The organism is Streptomyces sp. NPDC001156 (assembly GCF_053598275.1).
The window spans coordinates 1-19,079 of record NZ_JBSFJX010000149.1 but is presented as its reverse complement, the minus strand read 5'-3'; the positions used below and the strand labels follow the sequence as shown (position 1 = coordinate 19,079).

The window sequence follows — 19,079 nt, the reverse complement described above, 5'->3', positions numbered from 1 at the left end:
ATGGAGTGCGCAGAGTGCGGAGCGAGAACCAAGCACGCGCTGCCTCTCTCGGAGCGAACGTATACCTGCACGCGATGCGGAGCCGTGCGCCCTCGGGACAAGAATTCCGCGTTCGTGATGCTGGTCCGGGCGGGTTGGTGCCCGGCAGGTGCTGAGGGCGTAAGACCTTCCGGGCCGCTGGCCCGGAAGGCTGCCTGAGCCTGGAATCCCCACACACGCCCGAAGGCGCCCCGCAAGGGGCGTCCGGCCCCAAGGCCGGACGGCAATCCCCCGCCCTCAGGCGGGGGAGCCTTCAATTCCCTTCCGGATCCGGGTCCCGACGAGTACCCGTTCTCACCGGAATCGCGGTCAGGGCTCGAGCCGGGCCACGCGTCCCTTCTCGCCGGAGGCCCAGCACCCCCGGTCCGGGGCGCAGTCCACGGTGTCGTACGACCCCGTGTCCACGGTTTTCCAGGTGCGGCCGCCGTCCGTCGTGACGTCCGTACCGGTCGGGCCCACGGCGAGCGCGGCCGTACGGCTGTGCGGGAGCCAGGTGACGCCGGAGCGGTAGGCGGGCGGCGGCTCGGTGGCGGGCTTCCATGTGCGGCCGCCGTCGCCGCTCTCCGATGCCGCCTGTGGTGACGGCTGGTCGGCGCGGTAGTCGCCGCCGACCGCGATGCCGTGGGCGCGGTCGCGGAAGGCGAGGGCGAAGACGCCGCGCGCCGGATCGCCCGCCGGGACCGGTGTCTCGGCGGCCGTCCAGGTCAGTCCGCGGTCGGCGGAGTGCAGCACACGCGCGCGTGCGCCGCCGCCCGTGGCGAGCCACACGTCGTGCGGGCCGGAGGCGACCAGACACTGGCCACTGGCCGCGAATCCGGCCTCCCCGTCCTGGGCTTCGGGCATCCCGGCAGCGGGCAGGACTGTCCAGGAACGGCCACCGTCACCGGTGGAGAGAATGCGGAACTTCCCGTCGACCGGGTCGCTCATGGCGAGGCCATGACGGCGGTCGAAGAAGGTGAGGCAGTCGTAGAAGGCCCTCGTGTCGGTGTTGCGGAAGGCCTCGGTCCAGGTCGCGCCGCCGTCTTCGGTGCGCAGGATCCGGGATGCCTCGCCCTCGCCGATGGCCAGGACCACGGCGCGCCGCGCGTCGAACGCCTCGACGTCCCGGAACTCCAGGTCCGCGGTGCCCGGCGGGGAGACGTTCCGCCAGTGAGTGCCGCCGTCGGTGGTGCGTAGCACGGTGCCCTTGGATCCGGCCAGCCAGGCGGTGTCCCGGCCGGCCGCGGACAGGCCGCGCAGGCGCACGTCCGTGCCGGTGTCCTTGAGTTGCCAGTGCGGCGCCGGCCGCTGCCCTCCGTGCGCCTGCGCGGGTGCCACCCCCAGTGCGGCGAGCGCCGCCGCGGCGAGTCCCACGGCCACCGTCCGGCCCCAACGCCTCGTGTTCCCCATGCCCGTCATGGCGCGCGAAGCTAGTCCACTCCCCCGGCGCCGTCCAGATGGCCCGCGGCGGGAACCGTGCCGGCGCACCGGGTGTCCTCCCGAATACCCCGCGGACCGCGGGACCACCGCATCGAACCCCTGTGGATCACCTCACGGGCATGGACCCGGTGACAGAGGTCACTCGCATTTCCTGTGCACGGATTGGCTGATTCCATCGTCTCTTCAAATGCCGTGCACCATCCGCCCGAAGTCCGTCCAGCCGTCACAAGGGAGCAAGGTGTTGTCCACCGTCATCGAGCAGCCCGTGGAGGCCCGTCTCGTCGCCGCCGCACCGCGGATGCCGAGCATTCCGGCCACGCTCCAGTACGACCGGCGCGACCCGTTCGCCGTCCGGATGACGTTCCCCGCCCCGGCCACCCTGGAGGGCGTCGAGGTCTGCTGGACCTTCGCCCGCGAGCTCCTCAGCGCCGGCTTGGAGGGCCCGGAGGGCCACGGCGACGTCCGGGTGCGGCCGTACGGCTACGACCGCACCGTCCTGGAGTTCCACGCCCCGGAGGGCACTGCCGTGGTGCACATCCACTCGAGCGACGTCCGGAACTTTCTGCAGCGGAGCACCGAGCTGGTGCCCGTCGGCCTGGAACACCTCCAGGTGGACCTGGACCACGACCTCGCGGAGCTGATGCGGGACGCCTGCTGAACCCGGCGCCGTCCGGCCAGGCGCGCATCCGGCCGGCGCCGGCGGTTCGGCGACAGCGTGCACCCAGCCGACGTGGCCGCGCCGCGACGTCCGTCGTATCCCCCACGCTCGCCCCTCAGGTGTCGCCGCGAACGGCCGCAGGCACACCCGGCGAATTCAACGGCCCCTGCCCAGCAGCGCGTTGAGCTCCTCGTAGCCGCTCCCACCGGCCAGTTCCCCGTACGTCCCCGCGTCCAGCAGCTCCCGCGCGGCGCGGTGGACCAGTCCGTGCACGGCCTGCGCGAGTGCCGACCCGGCGCTGACCCGGGCGACGCCGAGGGCGGCCAGTTCACCGACGGCGGGTGCGCCGGGTCCGACCAGCACGTTCAGCGGACCGTCGATGCCCTCGGCGAGCGCTTTCACGATCCCTGGGTCGACGGCCCCGGGCACGAAGACGCCGTCCGCCCCGGCGGCAAGGTAGGCGGCGGCCCGCTCCAAGGTCTCCGACAGTCCCCCGGCGCCCCGCAGATAGGTGTCCACGCGGGCGTTGACGAACAGCGGCACGCCGGCCGCGTCGGCGGCCTGCCTCGCTGCCGCGATACGTTCCGCCTGCTCGGCGGCCGGCCGCAGCGGGGCGTCGCCGCCGTACAGGCCGTCCTCGATGTTCACACCGACGGCGCCCGCGGCGAGCACCGCCCTGATGGTGTCGCCGACGCCCGCGGCGTCGTCCGCGTAGCCGGTCTCGATGTCGGCGCTGACGGGCACGGCCACTGTGCCCGCGATCCGCGCGATCGCCGCGAGGGCGTCGTCATGGGACAGCCGGTCGCCGTCGGCGGCGCCGAGTGCCCAGGCGAGCCCGGCGCTTGTGGTGGCGACGGCGGTCGCGCCCGCCTGCTCGACGAGCCGCGCACTGGCCGTGTCCCAGGCGTTCGGCAGGACGATCGGACGGCCGGGCACGTGGCGGGCGCGGAAGGCGAGAGCCTGCTCTCGCAGAAGGTCATGACGGTTCATGGAGCCTAGCCAACCACTGGGCGCGGCGCCCTGGCTGGCAGAGATCCGACGTGTACGCGCGGCGCAGCGCCTCAGGTGCCCACGCCCGTGGCAGCGGCTGCCGTCACCGCCACGATCATCGCCGAGCGCACCTCGCGGACGACGTGCCTTAACGCGGGCGCCGCGGCTCCGCTGCGCTCGGTCAGCGCCTCGATGCGCTCCCTGCGGCGCTTCTGGTCCTCAGGGGTCACCACCGTGCGCAGTCCGGCCGCGGCGGCCAGGGCCGCGAGGGCCGCGTCCCGGTCGGACACCTCCGCGACGGGCACCGGGCCCGCGATCACCTGCCGCACCTCCTGCTGCAACGCCTCCGCCACCTGTACCCCTTCCAGGGCGTACTCCACGGACGGGAAGAGGCCGAGCACCCTCTTCTTGCCGGCGCGCAGCAGGCCGTCGGCGGCGAGCTGTGCGCGCACCGCGTCGAGGGTGACCCTGGCGTACTGGGTCACCCAGGTCTTCCACGGGCGGGGCATGGACTCCTCGACGAGTTCGAGGAGGCCGTCGAGGGCGAGGTCGCCGGTGCGGGCGTCGAGGTCGGCGGGCGTCGCGAGGCCGTCCACGTCGACCAGCAGTTCCCGCTGGGCCAATTCGGTGAGGGCACCCGCCCGCACCAGGTGCGCGAGCCGGGCCGCGCCGGTCAGCCTGAGCTTGGTGGTGTCCCAGGCCAGCAGGTACAGCCGGGCGGGCAGCGAGGTGGAGCCGTCGGGCACGGGGCCTCCTTGCGCACGGTGCGGCGGACGCGGCCGTCCGGTCACGGGCCGCACGGCGGTCGCGGACCCGGGGGTGGTCCGTTATTCCGTTGACACCTCAGGTACCCGTTCCTACGGTGTTCAGCGGTCCTGTTGCCGCCGATTGGAGAAGGACGTTGCTCGTCTGAGGTCCTGAGACACCGCTCACTGGACGCTGTCCGCGTCCGTGTGTCGCGTGCGACCTCGGCATTCGAGCCGTCCTGCGGAGCAGGGTCCTGCCTGTTCGTGGCCACTCGCCCTCGCGGTGTCTCTCACGCGTTGCCCCCATCCCTTCCGAGCGACCGCGAGGCCCTTATGTCACACATCCCTTTCCTCTCCTGTACGTCCCTGTCCTTCTCCTGGCCCGACGGAACCGCCGTCTTCGAGGAGCTCCACACCGCGTTCGGGGCCGGCCGGACCGGGCTCGTCGGGGTCAACGGGTCGGGGAAGTCCACCCTGCTCAAGCTGATCGCCGGTGAGCTGGCACCCTCCTCGGGGACCGTGCACGTCACCGGCGAGGTCGGCCACCTCCCGCAGAACGTCACGCTGGACACCTCCCTACGTGTGGACGAGGCGCTCGGCATCGCCTCGACCCGCGCCGCGCTGCACGCCATCGAGGCAGGCGACGCCGCCGAGGAGCACTTCGCCGCCGTCGGCGACGACTGGGACGTGGAGGAGCGCGCCGAGGCGATGCTCGGCGAACTCGGACTCGGCCACATCGGTCTCGACCGCACCATCGGCGAGGTCTCCGGCGGCGAGTCCGTTCTGCTGCGGCTGGCAGCCCTGCTGCTGCGCCGCCCGGACGTGCTGCTGCTGGACGAGCCCACCAACAACCTGGACCTCTATGCGCGCCGCAGACTGTACTCCGCCGTGGAGGCCTGGTCGGGGGTCATGGTCGTGGTCAGCCACGACCGGGAACTGCTCGAACTGGTCGACCAGATCGCCGATCTGCGTTCCGGGGAGGTGACCTGGTTCGGCGGCAACCTCTCCGCGTACGAGGAGGCGTTGGCCGTCGAGCAGGAGGCGGCGGAGCGCATGGTGCGCGTCGCCGAGGCGGACTTCCGCAAGCAGAAGCGCGAACTGGCCGACGCCCGGACCAAGCTGGCCCGGCGCAGGAAGTACGGCCAGAGGATGTGGGACCAGAAACGCGAACCGAAGATCGTGATGGGGGCGCGCAAGCGGGCCGCTCAGGAATCCGCGGGCAAGCACCGCATCCTGCACGAGGAGCGGCTCGCCGAGGCCCGGGAGCGGCTGGACGAGGCGGCCCTGGCGGTACGGGACGACGACGAGATCCGCATCGACCTGCCGCACACGGCGGTGCCTTACGGGCGGTCCGTGCTGACGCTCCGGGAGCTCGAGCTGACGTACGGGGCGCGTGTGGAGGGTGCCTTCGAGCTGCACGGCCCCGAGCGGATCGCGCTGATCGGGCGCAACGGCGCGGGCAAGTCGACCCTGCTGCGCACCATCGCGGGCGAACTGGAACCGGTCGGCGGCGAGGCGACGGCGCATGTGCCGCTGCGTTTCCTGCCGCAACGGCTGGACGTCCTCGACGACGGTCTGACGGTCGTGGAGAACGTGGCCCGGTTCGCGCCGGACACCACCGGCAACCGGATCCGGGCGCGCCTGGCCCGCTTCCTGTTCCGGGGGGCACGGGCCGACCAGCCGGCCGGGACCCTGTCGGGCGGCGAGCGGTTCCGCGCCGCGCTGGCCGCGCTGATGCTCGCCGAACCGGCGCCGCAGCTGCTGATGCTCGACGAGCCCACGAACAACCTCGACATGGCGAGCGTCCGGCAGCTGACCACGGCCCTGGAGTCGTACGAGGGGGCGCTGATCGTGGCGAGCCACGACGTGCCGTTCCTGGAGTCGATCGGGATCACACGTTGGCTGCTGCTGGACGAGGTTCTCACGGAGACCGAGCCGGAAGCCCTCACAGATCCCGCCTGACGCCCGCGGACGCGAAGGGCGGTCGCACCGCAGTCGGCCCCCGGGGCTTTGTCCCCGGGGGCCGGGCCTGCATGATGGCGGGCGAAACCATCAGCCAAGACGGAGTTTGCACGTGCCCAGCAAGAAGGCCCTCATCCGCCGACCGAGCCCGCGCCTCTCCGAGGGGCTGGTGACGCATATCGAGCGGGAGAAGGTGGACGTCGACCTCGCGCTCGAGCAATGGGAGGCGTACGCGGAGGCATTGCGTACACACGGCTGGGAGACGATCGAGGTGGACCCGGCCGACGACTGCCCGGACTCGGTGTTCGTCGAGGACGCGGTGGTGATGTACAAGAACGTCGCGCTGATCGCCCGGCCAGGCGCGGAATCCCGGCGCGAGGAGACCGCGGGCGTCGAGGAGGCCGTGGCCCGGCTGGGCTGTTCGGTGAACTGGATCTGGGAGCCGGGCACCCTCGATGGCGGCGACGTCCTCAAGGTCGGCGACACGATCTATGTGGGCCGCAGCGGGCGCACCAACGCGGCCGCGATCCAGCAGCTGCGTGCCGTCTTCGAACCGTTGGGCGCCCGCGTGGTCGCGGTGCCCGTCACACGGGTGCTGCATCTGAAGTCGGCGGTCACCGCGCTGCCCGACGGCACCGTCATCGGCCATGTGCCCCTGGTGGACAAGCCGGCGCTGTTCCCCGGTTTCCTGCCGGTCCCGGAGCAGTCCGGCGCGCACGTCGTGCTGCTCGGCGGCGGCAAGCTGCTCATGGCGGCAAGCGCCCCCAAGACGGCCGAACTGCTCACCGACTTCGGCCATGAACCGGTACTCGTGGACATCGGCGAGTTCGAGAAGCTCGAGGGCTGTGTGACATGCCTCTCCGTGCGTATGCGGGAGTTGTACGTCTGACGGGATGAAACCTCACCCCCCGCCCTGTGGACCCCTCCGGTCCACAGGGACTTGGGCGTGCCCGGGACCAGGCACGGCGCCTGCCCGTCGTTCCGCGCCGGGCAGCGGCTGAGCAGTGCCTTTACAGCGCACTTAACCTACGGGTTCGTAACCTACGGCTACGTAGCCTACGATCCCGTAAGTTCCGGCAGTCCTCGCCGGTTTGCTCAGCGTCCCCCTGGAGTTCCTGTGACGATCACCCCTCCCCACCTCGGCAGCCCCTCCGTCTGGACCGACGCCCGGCTGCTGTACGCGCTGGAGGAAGTGGTCGAAAACGAACTGAACCGGCATCTGAAGGCCGCCAAGGACTGGATGCCGCACGAGTACGTGCCCTGGACCGAGGGACGCAACTTCCCCGGCTTCTTCGAGGACGGCGTGGCCTGGGACAAGGAGCAGTCGAAGGTCACCGAGATCGGCCGTATCGCGCTGGTGGTGAACCTCCTGACGGAGGACAACCTCCCGAGCTACCACCACGAGATCGCCACACTCTTCGGCCGTGACGGTGCCTGGGGCACCTGGGTGCACCGCTGGACCGCCGAGGAGGGCCGGCACGGCATCGTGATGCGCGACTACCTGCTCGCCTCGCGCGCGGTCGACCCGGACAAACTGGAACAATTCCGTATGGCCCACATGAGCGAGGGCTTCGAGTCGGACAACGGGCACTCGATGCTGCACTCCGTCGCGTACGTCGCCTTCCAGGAGCTGGCCACCCGCATCTCGCACCGCAACACCGGCCACCAGTCGGGGGACCCGGTCTGCGATCGGATGCTGGCCCGTATCGCGACCGACGAGAACCTGCACATGGTCTTCTACCGGAATCTGCTGAAGGCCGCGTACGAGATGGCACCCGACCCGACCATGCAGGCGGTCCGGGACGTCGTGGTGAACTTCCGTATGCCCGGCCACGGTATTCCGGGTTTCGAGCGCGCCGCCGCGCAGATGGCGATCGGCGAGGTCTACAACCTGCGCATCCACCACGACGACGTGCTCCAGCCGGTGCTGCGCTTCCTGAAGGTCATGGAGATCGACGGCCTCGGCCCCGAGGGCCGCAAGGCTCAGGAGGAGCTGGGCCTGTTCATGGGCGGGCTGAACGCCGAGGCCACGAAGTTCGACGAGAGGCTCGCCGCCCGCAAGGCCCGGCAGGCGGCACGCAAGGAGGCGTAGCCCGCGGCCAGGCCGCGAACGGCACGGCGGGGAAGACCGCTTGAGCGACGTCTCGGTGGGGCAGGGATCGGGACGCGGGTACGCATGGTCCGTTCCGCCGGATCGCGGTCGGCCATCTGGCGGTTGACGGCCGGATGGCTGACGCCGAAACACGGCAGACCGTTTCCGCAGTAATCGCCACGTCGCGCCACCCTTTCGGCGGGGTAGAAATATCTACCACCATGAATATGCCGGGTTGGCGTTCCCCGCGGGCGCCCGCTCGGCACAGTCCCTGTCGTACGCCTGGTCGCCGGCTGGCGCCCTTGGAGCGGGTCATGATGAATGCGATGTGGATGCAGGGCGTGGAGTGGCTGGCTGCCGCCGCGTCGGACCCTGAGGCGTGCAAGCGGGAGTGGGAGCTCGGGGACGGCACCGTGCTGCTGGAGGCCGGACGCCGCTGGGACGTGGTGAGTGTCCCCCGGCAACTCGGCCTGCTGGCCCTGGACATCCTGTGGTACGACCCGGTGCGGACGCCCGGACCGACGCTGGTGGACTCGGCCGCGCACCGGCTGGGTTTCTTCGTGCCGCCGGATCCGGCACGCCACTGGCTGGGGACCGGGATCCGCCATGTGAGCAAGGGATCCTGGGTCGCCGTGCCTCCCCCGTACCGGCCGGCAGGCTCGGTGGAGTGGATCGTCCCGCCCGACGGAAGCGGGATGCTGCACCCGCCGCTCGCACTGGAGGTCGCGCTGCGCCGAGCCCAGGAGACGCTGGCCGTACTGGCACCCGTCAGCGCGGACTAGGCGGCGCCGGGCCGCCGGCACGCCACCCGGCCTCCGGTCGGCCACCGCAACGATCCAGCGGCGCGCACGCGGCGTCGCACTCCTACGCGGCCTCGTAGAACCTGCCCAGACCTGCCCTAGGCCGCCTCGTAGTGGTGCGCGTCCGCGCCTCGCCACTTCACCCACGCCGGGTCGTCGAGCACGTCCTCGTCATCGGGCAGGCCCGCTCGCCCGAGGAACTCGATCAGATCTTCGTCGGAGAACGCGATCCCCAGGCTCTCCCCGCGCGTGGTCACCCGGCGACCGCCGGTGCCCGACGGCGGGTGAACGGTGACAGGAGCCCGTCCGGACATGTCTCCAGCATCGTCCCGTACGCCCCATGGCGCATCCGGACGGGCCGCTCCGTCTCTTCCGTGCTCGTCCGAGCGCCGTAGCTGCATCCGCTCCTTCTCGGACAGCCCGCCCCAGACGCCGAACCGCTCGTCGTGGGCGAGCGCGTATTCGAGGCATGTGGAGCGGATCTCGCACAACCCGCAGATCCGCTTCGCCTCGCGCACCGAGCTGCCCGGCTCGGGAAAGAAGAAATCGGCCCCCGTCTGCGCACACAGCGCCTGGGCCTGCCAGGCGATGTCGGACGCAGTGATTGCTTCGAAGTGCATGACCTGAGCGTGTCGCGCGGCGACAAACGTTCGATCAACGCGGGATCAACGGCCCCTCCGCGGGCCCCGCCGTACAGCGCTCGATGATGTCGCCCCGGCGGGGGCGGCGCACGGCGGCGCGCGGAGAAACATGCGGGAAAGGCACCACCATAGCGGTCTCCGCCCGCGCCCGGGCGCGTCCCGTCACTCCCGCAGCGAGTGTCGGTGGGCGGTGCAAGACTCGGCAGTGCAGACAACGGGAACCCTTGAAGGGGGAGTCATGCTCACCACCCGTTTCGTCAACGGCGCCCCGAATTGGCTGGATGTCGGCACCCCCGACATCGACGGGGCCATCTCCTTCTACGGCGGTCTCTTCGGCTGGCAGTTCCAGTCGGCGGGGCCGGACGCCGGGGGCTACGGTTTCTTTCAGCTCGCCGGCAGGACCGCCGCCGGCGGTATGCAGACCACGCCCGAGCAGGGCCCGCCGTCCTGGTCCGTCTACTTCCAGAGCCCCGACGCGGAGGCCACCGCGAAGGCGGCCGAGCAGGCGGGCGGCAGTGTGCTCGTCCGGCCCATGGACGTCATGGGCCAAGGCCACATGGCCATCCTCGCCGACACGGCCGGCGTGCCCTTCGGCATCTGGCAGCCGGGCCTGACCAAGGGCATCGACGTGGCCGGCGATCCGGGCTCGCTGTGCTGGGCCGAGCTGTACACCCCGGACGTCGCCCGCGCCGCCGCGTTCTACAACCAGGTGCTCGGCTGGGAGGTCGAGGGCGTGCCCTTCCCCGGCGGCACGTACACATGCATCAGCCCCGAGGGTGGCGGCCCGGACGCCATGTTCGGCGGGCTGGTCTCGACCGCCGACGATCCCGCGGAGGCGGAGTCGGGCCCGCACTGGCTGGCGTACTTCGAGGTGACGGACACGGACGCCTCGGTGAGCAGCGCTCAGGAGCTCGGCGGCACCGTCCGGATGCCCGCCACGGACGTGGCGGGTGTGGGCCGCATCGCGCGGCTCGCCGATCCGTACGGGGCACGGTTCGCGCTCATCAAGAGTGCACCGCAGCAGTCCTAGCGGGGCCGGCGCCGTAAGGGCGGCGCAAGGCGCGCGGAGCCGGGAATCCGGTCCTCGCCCTTGATGCCGCCCGCGGCGACGGACCGGCCTGCTGACGGACCAACGCTTTCGCACCGTCAGCCCTCATGCGGCTACGCGGAGGCCCGCCGCACCAAGGTCGTCGGCAGCACCACGCTGGACGGCACACCGCTCATACCGGGCTCGCCGTCCGCGTCGGGCGGAGCGCCCCGCCGGTCGAGGGAGCGCACCAGCAGCCGGGCCATCAGACGGCCCATCTCTTCGATGTCCTGACGGATCGTCGTCAGCGGCGGGTCGGTCTGCTCGGCGACCGGCAGCATGTCGTCGAAGCCGATGACGGCGACATCCTCCGGCACCCGGCGTCCCTGCGCACGCAGCACCCGCAGGGCGCCGGAGGCGGTCAGGTCGTTGGCGGCGAAGAGCGCGTCCAGATCGGGGCACCGCTCCAGCAGCTCCCGCATCGCGCGTTCGCCGCCGGCCGGGGTGAAGTCTCCTTCGGCGACGATCCCCGGATCGGCACCGACCATGACGTCCCGGAACCCGTCGAGCCGGTCCACGGCGGAGGTCTGGTCCAGGGCGCCGGTGATGTGCGCGATGCGGCGGCGGCCGAGCCCCACGAGGTGGCGTACGGCCTCGCGGGCCCCGCCACGGTTGTCGCTGTCCACATAGACCGTGCTCCGGGTGTCCTCACGCCAGCCGGGCCGCCCGCCGAACACGGTCGGCACCCCGGCCCGCTGGACCAGCTCCGGCAGCGGATCGTCGAGGTGCAGGGAGAAGACGAGGGCGCCGTCGACATGCCCGCCTGCGAGGTAGCGGCCGACCCGGGCGTGGTCGGCGCGGCCCTCCGTCAGGAGCAGCACGAGCTGGGAGTCATGGACCGTCAACTCCTTGCTGATGCCGCGCAGTTGCAGGGCGAAGAAGGGGTCGGCGAAGACCCGGGTCTCCGGCTCGGCGATCACCACGGCGACGGCGTCGTGCCGCCTGGTCACCAGGCTGCGCGCGGCCTGGTTGGGCACATACCCGAGTTCCTCGACGGCACGGCGCACCCGCTCGATGAGAGGCCCGCGCACTCCGTCGCCACCGTTGACGACCCTGGATGCGGTGGCCCGCGAGACCCCGGCCCGGGCAGCGACGGCCTCCAGCGTGGGACGCGGAGCGCTCTCGGTCACTTCGGGACTCCTCCTCGGCGGGTGCCGATCAGGATAGCCCGGGTAGTCCAGGGGGCTGAGAGCGCTCACCGGCCGAGAGGGAGCCGCTCACGCGGCGGTGCTCGAGGCGCCGGCGACTAGTGCTGGTGCGGTTCGTACCTGGGGACACTCCCGTCCGGTTCCCGCACGATGAACAACCCGGCCATGCCGTGGTCGGCGTGCCGCTGTACATGGCAGTGGTACATCCATGCGCCCGGTCCGCTGCTCTCGCCCGCGATCACCTGGAAGCCAAAGGAGTCCCCGGGTCCCACGATCCGGTTGTCGATGATCTGACTCGGGTCGTCGGGTCCGGTGAGGAGGCCCGTACGGTTGTGCGCCCAGCGGTGACCGTGCAGATGGAAGGTGTGGTAGAGGTCGCCATGCGTGATCATCACGAACTCCACGCGCTCCCCGACGGTCGCCAACAGGTCGGGGCCGGCATGCTCCATCTGATTGATCATCATTTCGTTGAAGACGATGGTGTGGATCCTGTCGGGGAGGAGATCACCCTCGCGGCGTACGATCACCGGTCCGTACAGGCCCTTGCGAATGCCCAGCGTGCCGTGGTCCGTGCCGACCACATGGTCGTGGTAGTGCCAGTAACCGGCGCTGCCCTCCCGCCAGGTGCCGTCCTCGCGACGGCCGGGGCGGTGGGTGCGCCAGGTGTAGGTGCGCTTGCCACCCGGCTTCACACTGCTCCTGGTGGTCTTCGTGCCGTCCTCGAAGATGTCGTAGTCCAGACCGTGCACATGCAGGCTCGCCTCGACATCCATCGTGTTCTCGAACTCGATGTGCAGCGTGTCGCCCTCGTTGATCTCGATCAGCGGCCCCGGGACGGTCGCACGGCCCCTCGCGAGGCCGTAGCCCATCCCGCCGCCCTTGAGCTTCTCGGCGAACATCTTGATGTACCGGACGTCACCGCCGTCGCGCGCGGTCTTCGCCCGCTTGACGGTACCGACGGCCTCGGGGCCCAGCGAGAACGTCGTCGCCACGGTCGCACTGCCCAGCAGCATCCGCCGATTGAAGCTGCGTCTGTCCATACCGGGGTTCCCCTCCTGCACGGAATTCACGGAGACGAGCCGCCAGGACGAACAGGAAGGACGGTAGCGGCACCCGGATTTTATGCACATGAAGGATAAATCATCGGCATTTCGGTTATATCGGTGAGTTAAAGGGCACCACCGCCGGGTGATCCGCCGTCAGCAGGGAGCGGCATGGCGTGCGGTATCCCGGCGACGCCGCGTCAGGGGCCGGTGGCGTCCGCCGGGTCGGGGATGGGTGGCGTCCAGTGGGTCAGAGCGCGGGGGGTGTCTCGGGGCTGCCCTGTGTGCCTTCTTTGCGGGCCCGGCTGGGCTGCACCCGCTTGGGCTCGCCCGGCATCTTCGGGTACTCGGGCGGATAGGGCAGGTCCCCGAGGCCGTGGTCGTGTTCGTCGCGGCGGGCCAGTTCGAGGAGCGCCTCGAGGGAGAACGCGTGATCGTCCATGTCCGCGTGGACGTCACCCAGTTCGGCGAACCGGCCGGGCATGGTGGCCAGGTCGAAGTCGTTCGGCGCCACGTCGTCGACCTCGTCCCAGCGCAGCGGCGCGGACACCGGGGCGTTCGGCCTGGGGCGTACGGAGTAGGCGGAGGCGATGGTGCGGTCGCGCGCCGTCTGGTTGTAGTCGACGAAGATCTTCTCGCCGCGCTCCTCCTTCCACCACGCGATGGTCACGTGCTCGGGCATCCGCCGCTCCAGTTCGCGTCCGACGGCGATCGCGGCCCGGCGCACCTGGGTGAAGGTCCAGTGCGGCTGAAGGGGCACGAAGACGTGCAGCCCCCGGCCGCCGGAGGTCTTGGGCCAGCCCCGCAGTCCGCCGAACTCGTCCAGCACGGCGCGCAGTTCGTGTGCGGCGCGTACCGCGTCGGCGAAGTCGGTGCCGGGCTGCGGGTCGAGGTCGATGCGGAGTTCGTCCGGGTGGTCGACGTCGCCCTGGCGCACCGGCCACGGATGGAACGTCAGTGTCCCGAACTGCGCGGCCCAGACGACCGCGGCGACCTCGGTGGGGCACATCTCGTCGGCGCTGCGGCCACTCGGGAAGGTGATGTGGGCGGTGGGGATCCAGGTGGGCATGTGTTTGGGCGCCCGCTTCTGGAAGAAGGACTCGCCCGTCACGCCGTCCGGGTAGCGCTCCAGGGTGGTGGGCCGATTGCGCAGGGCGCGCAGGATGCCGGGGCCCACGGCCATGTAGTACTGCGCGACGTCGAGCTTGGTGAAGCCGCGCTCCGGAAAGAAGACCTTGTCCGGGCTGGACAGCCGAACCGCCCTGCCCCCCACCTCGAGCTCCACCGCATCACCCATGGGTGCCACGGTAGGCGCAGCGACCCCGCCCTGCACACTGGGCGAACCGCACCATGTGGCAGCAGAATCGGAGCCATGGATCTGCCGGTGATGCCACCTGTGAAACCGATGCTCGCCAAGTCCGTGGCGACGATCCCCCCGGACATGCAGTACGAGGCGAAGTGGGACGGGTTCCGGGCGATCGTGTTCCGCGACGGCCCCGAGGTCGAGCTCGGCAGCCGTACCGGAAAGCCCTTGACCAGGTACTTTCCCGAACTGGTCGAGGCGCTGCGGGAGCGGCTGCCCGAGCGGTGTGTGATGGACGGCGAGATCGTGATCGCACGCGAGGGGCACCTCGACTTCGACGCGCTGACCGAGCGGATCCATCCGGCCGACTCCCGGGTGCGGATGCTCGCGGAGAAGACCCCGGCTTCCTTCGTGGCGTTCGATCTGCTGGCGCTGGACGACTCCTCGCTGCTCGGCATGCCACTGAGCGACCGGCGCTCCCTGCTGGAGAGGGCGCTGTCCGGGGTGACGCCGCCCGTGCACCTCGCGCCCGCGACGACGGACCGCGCGGTGGCGGAGCAGTGGTTCCAGCAGTACGAGGGCGCGGGCCTGGACGGAGTGATCGCAAAGCCGCTCACCCTGCCCTACCGGCCGGACGAACGTGTGATGTTCAAGGTCAAGCACGAGCGCACGGCCGACGTGGTGGTCGCGGGCTACCGCTTCCACAAGAGCGGCCCTGTCGTCGGTTCGCTGCTGCTCGGCCTCCACGACGACCAGGGCAGCCTCCAGCATGTGGGCGTGTCCGCCGCGTTTCCCATGAAGCGGCGCGCGGAGCTGGTGCAGGAGCTGGAGCCGTTGCGGATGGACGATGTCTCGGGGCATCCGTGGGCGGCCTGGTCGGACGAGGTGGCGCACGAGACGGCCCGGCTGCCGGGCGCGCCCAGCCGCTGGTCGGGCAAGAAGGACCTGTCCTGGGTGCCGCTGCGGCCCGAGCGGGTGGCGGAGGTGGCGTACGACCACATGGAGAACGGCGTGCGCTTCCGGCACACCGCGCGATTCCGCCGCTGGCGCCCCGACCGCACTCCCGAGACCTGTACGTACACGCAGTTGGAGGAACCGGTGCGCTACGACCTCGCGGAAATCCTCGGCACCCCTCGCTGACGCTCTCCACACGGCCATTCCTCGTCCGGGCGGTCGTCCGCGCCACAGTTCTTCGGTGTCCTCTCGCCGTTCCGTCCCCGAGGCGTACGCTGCACGCGCCCCTCCGCACGATCGGTGCAGAACGGGTATGAGCACTATTGAACTTATAAACGCATAATCGATGCACTGGCTTTCGTGGGCGGTGGGCATGCGGCGGACAGCGTGGACACGGCACGGCGTGGCGGCGGCACTGCTGACGGTCGCCATAACGGGCTCCCTATTGACGGCGTGCGATTCGGGAGGCAGTAAGGGCGGAAGCGCCGAGAGCGAGCCCCCGCAGGGGCAGCATCGGCAGGGCGGTGGCCGGACCCCCGCGGGACCTGAGGGCCCGGTGCTCGCCGTGAAGATCGACAATGTGTCCGCGGCCCGGCCGCAGACGGGCCTGGACCAAGCGGATCTCGTCTACGCGGAGCAGGTCGAGGGCGGTCTCAGCCGGCTGATGGCGGTGTTCGCCACCAAGCTGCCGGCGGTGGTCGGCCCGGTGCGCAGCGCACGCGAGTCGGACCTGGAACTGCTGGGGCAGTTCCACGACCCGACGCTCGCGTTCTCCGGTGCGCAGCACAAGCTCCTTCCCCTCATCGACAAGGCACCGCTGAACCCCGAGCCGCCCGACAAGAATTCGAGTGCCTACTTCCGGGACAACGGCAAGGCGGCACCGCACAACCTCTATCTGCGGCCGCAGAAGCTGATGGGGACCGCACCGGGCGCCGCCGCTCTGACGACCGGCTTCCACTTCGGTGCCGCACCGTCCGGCGGAACTCCGGTGACCAGCCGCACGGTCCACTTCCCCTCCGCCCGCTTCACGTTCACCTGGTCCGAGCAGCTGCACCGCTGGCTGGTGGCGATGGACGGGACGCCGACGGTCACGACGGACGGCAAGCGGGTGGCTCCGGCGACGGTGGTGGTGCAGTACGTGCGGGTGCGTGAATCCCAGTTCCACGACGTGCTCGGCAACTACTCGCCGTACTCGGAGACCGTGGGCTCAGGGAAGGCCCAAGTGCTGCGCGACGGGCGGGTGTTCGACGCCGACTGGAAGCGGCCGTCCGCGCCGGAGGGTACCCGGTTCACGACGGCGGACGGCAAGCCGGTGAACTTCGCGCAGGGCCAGGTCTGGGTGGTGCTCGCGGCGGAGTGAGCCGATGTCCGGACGACCGGACCGGGCCGGCCAGGACCGCACGGTCGAGTCATGGCGACCGGGCCCCGCACGGCCGGACCACGGCGACCAGCCGGTGGCCTTCGTCCACCACCGCCCGGACCGAGCGGTCCTACGCCCGGCGCCCCAGGCGGCGTTCGAGCGCCGTGCCCGCGTCGGCGCGGGCAGTGGCGAGCCCCTCGCGGGCCTCCTCGGCCGAGTCGAATCCGAGGGCGGCCGCGATCGCCTCCCAGGCGACACCGCCCCCGAGCAACGCCTCCACGGCCGCACCGACGGCGACCACCGTCTCCCGGCGGGCCCGGTCGAGTTCGGCGAGCGTACGCAGCAGGTCCGGTGCCGTCGCGGCGTCCGCGAGCCCGCCCTGCGCCGCATGCCGTGCCTGGTCGGCGGTGACCCACCAGTCCGCTGCGGTGTGCGGGGAACGGGTGACGACGGTGCGGTCCACGGTGGTGCCGCCTTCCTTCCGGGGTACGCATACAGCGCCTGCCGAGGCCCCCAGTCTAGGTCGGCGATCCGCCCAATGACCCTTCCGGTCCGCTGAACGGGCCAACGGGAAGGCCCGCGCCCGTCGCCCCGGTTCCGGTCACCCTTCGAAGGGCAGCCCCACCCGCCCCAGCTCACGCGCCGCCGCGGTCAGTCCGTCCGCGAAGCGCCGTATGCGCTCGTCGGTGAACCGGGTGCTCGGCCCGCCGAAGGAGAGAGCCGCGGTCACCGCTCCGGCGCGCCCCCTCACCGGCACGGCCACCGCCGACAGCCCCTCCTCGCGTTCTCCGTGACTGGTGGCGTACCCGAGCGTCCGCGCCTCCTCGATCCAGGCGCGCAACGTCTCCAGATGGGCGGCCCCGTACGGCGAGGACTCCGCGACGCGGCGCAGCAGGGCCTCCGGGGCGTCCAGCAGCAGCGCCCTGGAGACGCCGCCCGCCCACAGCGGAAGCTCGTCCCCGACCCGTACGACCTGCCGCAGGGACTGGGGCCCCTCCTCCTGCGCGATGCAGACCCGGCGGATGTCGCGGCGGACGTACAGATGCACCGTCTCCCGGTGCTCCGCGGCCAGTTCACGCAGGATCACCCCCGCCGCCGGCGGCAGTCGCCAGGCCTGTTCGGCGAGCCGGGCCCAGCGCAGCAGGGCGGGGCCCGCGATGTGGCGGCCGTGTTCGTCGACCCAGAGCAGACCGTTGAGCCGGAGGGTGCCCAGCAGGCGCAGCACGGTCGTCTTGGGCAGACCGGACGCGGCGACGATCTCGCGGATGGACAGCGCGGGACGGCTCTCGTCGAGGAGACCCAGGATGTCGATCGCCCGCTGGACGGTGCGCATGCCCGCGGGTTCGGCCTCGGCTGCCATCGCTGATCCTCTCCGCCCTGGACCGCGGCACGGCCCGGCTGACGCCCTCGCATCTGCACAGTACTGCGAGCGGGTCCGCTGGGCGGACCTCCTCAGGCCTGGGTGGCCGGGAGGGGAGGCGCCGGGTTGCGCAGGCTCTCGGCGGCCTCCGAGACCCGCCGGATGAGGTCGAAGAACTGGGCCTGCTCCTCGGCGGACAGCGGAGCCAGGAAGACCTGGTTCATCCGGGCCGTGCGCACCGTCAGCCTGCGGTGCGTGCGCAGTCCCTCGTCCGTGAGGCGCAGCAGGAAGCGACGGCCGTCCTGCGGGTCGCGGACCTTGTCGAGGAGGCCCCGGCGGCCGAGCCGGCTGATCACCTCGGCGATGGTGGACCGGTCGAGGCCCACCCGCTCCCCCACGGTGCGCTGATCGAGTCCGGGCTCGGCGACGAGCGCGTTGAGGACCGCGAACTGCGGCGAGGTGATCTCCTCCGAGACGATCGTGTTCCACAGCAGGTAGTGCGCCTGCTGCAACCGCCGGGCCAGGTGCCCCGGATGCGTCGAGAGGTCCACGGCGGCCATGTGCGCTCCCTGGTCATTTTTGTAGGTGCACTGAACGATACCGTCAAGGACACGACTCTCCGTGACGGCGCACCTCGCCAGGCGTCGGGAAAAGTGGGGCCTTGACGCCCCATCTCGACAGTGGCAGCGTGAGAGCAACCTCGCTGAAATACTCAGTGCCCTGATTAATTGCTGATCGGGACACCACGAAGAGATGGGGCTTCACGGATGGACAAGGTGGTCGCCTCTGCCCTGGAGGCGGTGGCCGATGTGCCGGACGGCGCATCGCTGGCGGTCGGCGGGTTCGGATTGGGCGGTGTGCCGAACGCGCTGATCGAGGCGCTCTTCGAGCGGGGGGTCGCCGGGCTGAGCGTGGTGTCGAACAACTGCGGGGCGATGGAGTCGGGTCTCGCGGTGCTGCTGGCGGCGGGCCGGATCGCCCGGGTGACCGGTTCCTACATCGGGGCCAACAAGGAGTTCGCCCGTCAGTACCTGGCCGGGGAGCTTGAGGTCGAGATGATCCCGCAGGGCACGCTGGCCGAGAGACTGCGGGCCGGCGGTGCCGGGTGATCACGGGGATCGGCGGGGCGATGGACCTGGTGCACGGCGCCCGGACCGTCATCGTCGTCATGAACCACACCGCCAAGGACGGTCCACCGGAGATCCTCGAGGAGTGCGCGCTGCCGCTGACCGGCAGGGCCTGCGTGGACCGGATCATCACCGACCCCGGCGTCCTCGACGTGACCGGCGCCGGGCTGGTCCTCGTGGAGACCGCACCCCAGGTGGCGGTCGAGGAGATCATCGCCAGGACCGACGCCGCCCTGACCGTCGCCAAGGGCCTTGATTGAATCCTCCCCCAGCTGAAGCAGGGGGATTCCTGGCTCACGTTGGCTGCGGGTCAGCGACCAGCAGCTCTTACACGATCAACACCAGCCGGG

The 19,079-nt window shown here is 71.1% G+C and carries 17 protein-coding genes and 4 pseudogenes; 11 read left to right on the top strand and 10 right to left on the bottom strand.

What is annotated here, in order from left to right; genetic code table 11:
* Positions 1 to 198 (top strand): annotated as a pseudogene (locus ACWDA7_RS38570) (RNA-guided endonuclease TnpB family protein); the annotation flags it as partial.
* 150 nt (positions 199 to 348) lie between these two features.
* Here the strand turns inward: ACWDA7_RS38570 and ACWDA7_RS38565 are convergent.
* Complete coding sequence (locus ACWDA7_RS38565) at positions 349 to 1,437, bottom strand: WD40/YVTN/BNR-like repeat-containing protein (protein WP_450610858.1); 1,089 nt, start codon at positions 1,435 to 1,437, stop codon at positions 349 to 351.
* Positions 1,438 to 1,699: 262 nt separating this feature from the next.
* On the opposite strand from ACWDA7_RS38565, the gene ACWDA7_RS38560 reads away from it, so the two are divergent.
* Positions 1,700 to 2,116, top strand: a complete 417-nt coding sequence (locus tag ACWDA7_RS38560; RefSeq protein WP_450610856.1) for an SsgA family sporulation/cell division regulator — start codon at positions 1,700 to 1,702, stop codon at positions 2,114 to 2,116.
* A 156-nt stretch (positions 2,117 to 2,272) separates the two neighbouring features.
* Here the strand turns inward: ACWDA7_RS38560 and ACWDA7_RS38555 are convergent, their stop codons facing one another.
* Together ACWDA7_RS38555 and ACWDA7_RS38550 are read right to left on the bottom strand one after the other, a co-directional pair.
* Positions 2,273 to 3,106, bottom strand: a complete 834-nt coding sequence (locus ACWDA7_RS38555; protein ID WP_450610854.1) for an isocitrate lyase/PEP mutase family protein — start codon at positions 3,104 to 3,106, stop codon at positions 2,273 to 2,275.
* Between the two features lie 71 nt (positions 3,107 to 3,177).
* Positions 3,178 to 3,852, bottom strand: coding sequence for a GOLPH3/VPS74 family protein (locus ACWDA7_RS38550; RefSeq protein WP_450610852.1), 675 nt, complete (start codon positions 3,850 to 3,852; stop codon positions 3,178 to 3,180).
* A gap of 333 nt (positions 3,853 to 4,185) precedes the next feature.
* On the opposite strand from ACWDA7_RS38550, the gene ACWDA7_RS38545 reads away from it, so the two are divergent.
* The 4 genes from ACWDA7_RS38545 (at position 4,186) to ACWDA7_RS38530 (ending at position 8,688) form a co-directional block, all read left to right on the top strand.
* Positions 4,186 to 5,814 carry an ABC-F family ATP-binding cassette domain-containing protein gene (locus tag ACWDA7_RS38545; protein WP_450610850.1) on the top strand — a complete coding sequence of 543 codons (1,629 nt, stop codon included), beginning with the start codon at positions 4,186 to 4,188 and terminating at the stop codon, positions 5,812 to 5,814.
* Between the two features lie 112 nt (positions 5,815 to 5,926).
* Positions 5,927 to 6,703 carry a dimethylargininase gene (ddaH, locus tag ACWDA7_RS38540; protein WP_450610848.1) on the top strand — a complete coding sequence of 259 codons (777 nt, stop codon included), beginning with the start codon at positions 5,927 to 5,929 and terminating at the stop codon, positions 6,701 to 6,703.
* 228 nt (positions 6,704 to 6,931) lie between these two features.
* Entirely contained in the window at positions 6,932 to 7,906 is a 975-nt protein-coding gene (locus ACWDA7_RS38535; RefSeq protein ID WP_450610846.1) for an acyl-ACP desaturase, read from the top strand.
* A gap of 314 nt (positions 7,907 to 8,220) precedes the next feature.
* Positions 8,221 to 8,688 carry a hypothetical protein gene (locus ACWDA7_RS38530; protein WP_450610844.1) on the top strand — a complete coding sequence of 156 codons (468 nt, stop codon included), beginning with the start codon at positions 8,221 to 8,223 and terminating at the stop codon, positions 8,686 to 8,688.
* A gap of 401 nt (positions 8,689 to 9,089) precedes the next feature.
* Here the strand turns inward: ACWDA7_RS38530 and ACWDA7_RS38525 are convergent.
* Positions 9,090 to 9,326 (bottom strand): annotated as a pseudogene (locus ACWDA7_RS38525) (WhiB family transcriptional regulator); the annotation flags it as partial.
* A 259-nt stretch (positions 9,327 to 9,585) separates the two neighbouring features.
* Here ACWDA7_RS38525 and ACWDA7_RS38520 point away from each other — a divergent pair.
* Complete coding sequence (locus tag ACWDA7_RS38520; RefSeq protein WP_450610842.1) at positions 9,586 to 10,377, top strand: VOC family protein; 792 nt, start codon at positions 9,586 to 9,588, stop codon at positions 10,375 to 10,377.
* Between the two features lie 131 nt (positions 10,378 to 10,508).
* Here ACWDA7_RS38520 and ACWDA7_RS38515 read toward each other — a convergent pair whose 3' ends face one another.
* From ACWDA7_RS38515 to ligD, 3 genes are all read right to left on the bottom strand, one after another.
* Entirely contained in the window at positions 10,509 to 11,564 is a 1,056-nt protein-coding gene (locus tag ACWDA7_RS38515) for a LacI family DNA-binding transcriptional regulator (RefSeq protein ID WP_450610840.1), read from the bottom strand.
* A gap of 116 nt (positions 11,565 to 11,680) precedes the next feature.
* Complete coding sequence (locus tag ACWDA7_RS38510; protein ID WP_450610838.1) at positions 11,681 to 12,622, bottom strand: multicopper oxidase domain-containing protein; 942 nt, start codon at positions 12,620 to 12,622, stop codon at positions 11,681 to 11,683.
* Between the two features lie 253 nt (positions 12,623 to 12,875).
* The gene (ligD, locus tag ACWDA7_RS38505; RefSeq protein WP_450610836.1) at positions 12,876 to 13,922 is read right to left on the bottom strand and encodes a non-homologous end-joining DNA ligase; all 1,047 of its coding nucleotides are present in this window, start codon (positions 13,920 to 13,922) and stop codon (positions 12,876 to 12,878) included.
* Between the two features lie 75 nt (positions 13,923 to 13,997).
* On the opposite strand from ligD, the gene ACWDA7_RS38500 reads away from it, so the two are divergent.
* Together ACWDA7_RS38500 and ACWDA7_RS38495 are read left to right on the top strand one after the other, a co-directional pair.
* Entirely contained in the window at positions 13,998 to 15,068 is a 1,071-nt protein-coding gene (locus ACWDA7_RS38500; protein ID WP_450610834.1) for an ATP-dependent DNA ligase, read from the top strand.
* 160 nt (positions 15,069 to 15,228) lie between these two features.
* Positions 15,229 to 16,242, top strand: a complete 1,014-nt coding sequence (locus ACWDA7_RS38495; RefSeq protein WP_450610833.1) for a DUF3048 domain-containing protein — start codon at positions 15,229 to 15,231, stop codon at positions 16,240 to 16,242.
* A 130-nt stretch (positions 16,243 to 16,372) separates the two neighbouring features.
* Here ACWDA7_RS38495 and ACWDA7_RS38490 read toward each other — a convergent pair whose 3' ends face one another.
* From ACWDA7_RS38490 to ACWDA7_RS38480, 3 genes are all read right to left on the bottom strand, one after another.
* On the bottom strand, positions 16,373 to 16,705 hold the full coding sequence (locus ACWDA7_RS38490; RefSeq protein ID WP_450610831.1) for a hypothetical protein: 333 nt from the start codon (positions 16,703 to 16,705) through the stop codon (positions 16,373 to 16,375).
* A gap of 138 nt (positions 16,706 to 16,843) precedes the next feature.
* A complete protein-coding gene (locus ACWDA7_RS38485) occupies positions 16,844 to 17,602 on the bottom strand; it encodes an IclR family transcriptional regulator (protein ID WP_450610829.1) in 759 nt (252 codons plus the stop codon).
* Positions 17,603 to 17,694: 92 nt separating this feature from the next.
* Positions 17,695 to 18,162 (bottom strand): MarR family winged helix-turn-helix transcriptional regulator, encoded by a 468-nt coding sequence (locus ACWDA7_RS38480; protein ID WP_450610828.1) that lies wholly within the window; start codon positions 18,160 to 18,162, stop codon positions 17,695 to 17,697.
* A 207-nt stretch (positions 18,163 to 18,369) separates the two neighbouring features.
* On the opposite strand from ACWDA7_RS38480, the pseudogene ACWDA7_RS38475 reads away from it, so the two are divergent.
* Together ACWDA7_RS38475 and ACWDA7_RS38470 are read left to right on the top strand one after the other, a co-directional pair.
* Positions 18,370 to 18,708, top strand: a pseudogene (locus ACWDA7_RS38475) (CoA transferase subunit A); the annotation flags it as partial.
* Positions 18,705 to 18,989, top strand: a pseudogene (locus tag ACWDA7_RS38470) (CoA-transferase); the annotation flags it as partial. The pseudogenes ACWDA7_RS38475 and ACWDA7_RS38470, both read left to right, overlap by 4 nt.
* Between the last annotated feature and the right edge of the window lie 90 nt (positions 18,990 to 19,079).

Bases quoted from the DNA above. Each gene is read 5' to 3' on its own strand.
- ACWDA7_RS38565 (WP_450610858.1), bottom strand. From the start codon at position 1,437: ATGACGGGCATGGGGAACACGAGGCGTTGGGGCCGGACGGTGGCCGTG.
- ligD (WP_450610836.1), bottom strand. From the start codon at position 13,922: ATGGGTGATGCGGTGGAGCTCGAGGTGGGGGGCAGGGCGGTTCGGCTG.
- ACWDA7_RS38500 (WP_450610834.1), top strand. From the start codon at position 13,998: ATGGATCTGCCGGTGATGCCACCTGTGAAACCGATGCTCGCCAAGTCC.
- ACWDA7_RS38555 (WP_450610854.1), bottom strand. From the start codon at position 3,106: ATGAACCGTCATGACCTTCTGCGAGAGCAGGCTCTCGCCTTCCGCGCC.
- ACWDA7_RS38495 (WP_450610833.1), top strand. From the start codon at position 15,229: ATGCACTGGCTTTCGTGGGCGGTGGGCATGCGGCGGACAGCGTGGACA.
- ACWDA7_RS38545 (WP_450610850.1), top strand. From the start codon at position 4,186: ATGTCACACATCCCTTTCCTCTCCTGTACGTCCCTGTCCTTCTCCTGG.
- ACWDA7_RS38480 (WP_450610828.1), bottom strand. From the start codon at position 18,162: ATGGCCGCCGTGGACCTCTCGACGCATCCGGGGCACCTGGCCCGGCGG.
- ACWDA7_RS38510 (WP_450610838.1), bottom strand. From the start codon at position 12,622: ATGGACAGACGCAGCTTCAATCGGCGGATGCTGCTGGGCAGTGCGACC.
- ACWDA7_RS38520 (WP_450610842.1), top strand. From the start codon at position 9,586: ATGCTCACCACCCGTTTCGTCAACGGCGCCCCGAATTGGCTGGATGTC.
- ACWDA7_RS38530 (WP_450610844.1), top strand. From the start codon at position 8,221: ATGATGAATGCGATGTGGATGCAGGGCGTGGAGTGGCTGGCTGCCGCC.
- ACWDA7_RS38485 (WP_450610829.1), bottom strand. From the start codon at position 17,602: ATGGCAGCCGAGGCCGAACCCGCGGGCATGCGCACCGTCCAGCGGGCG.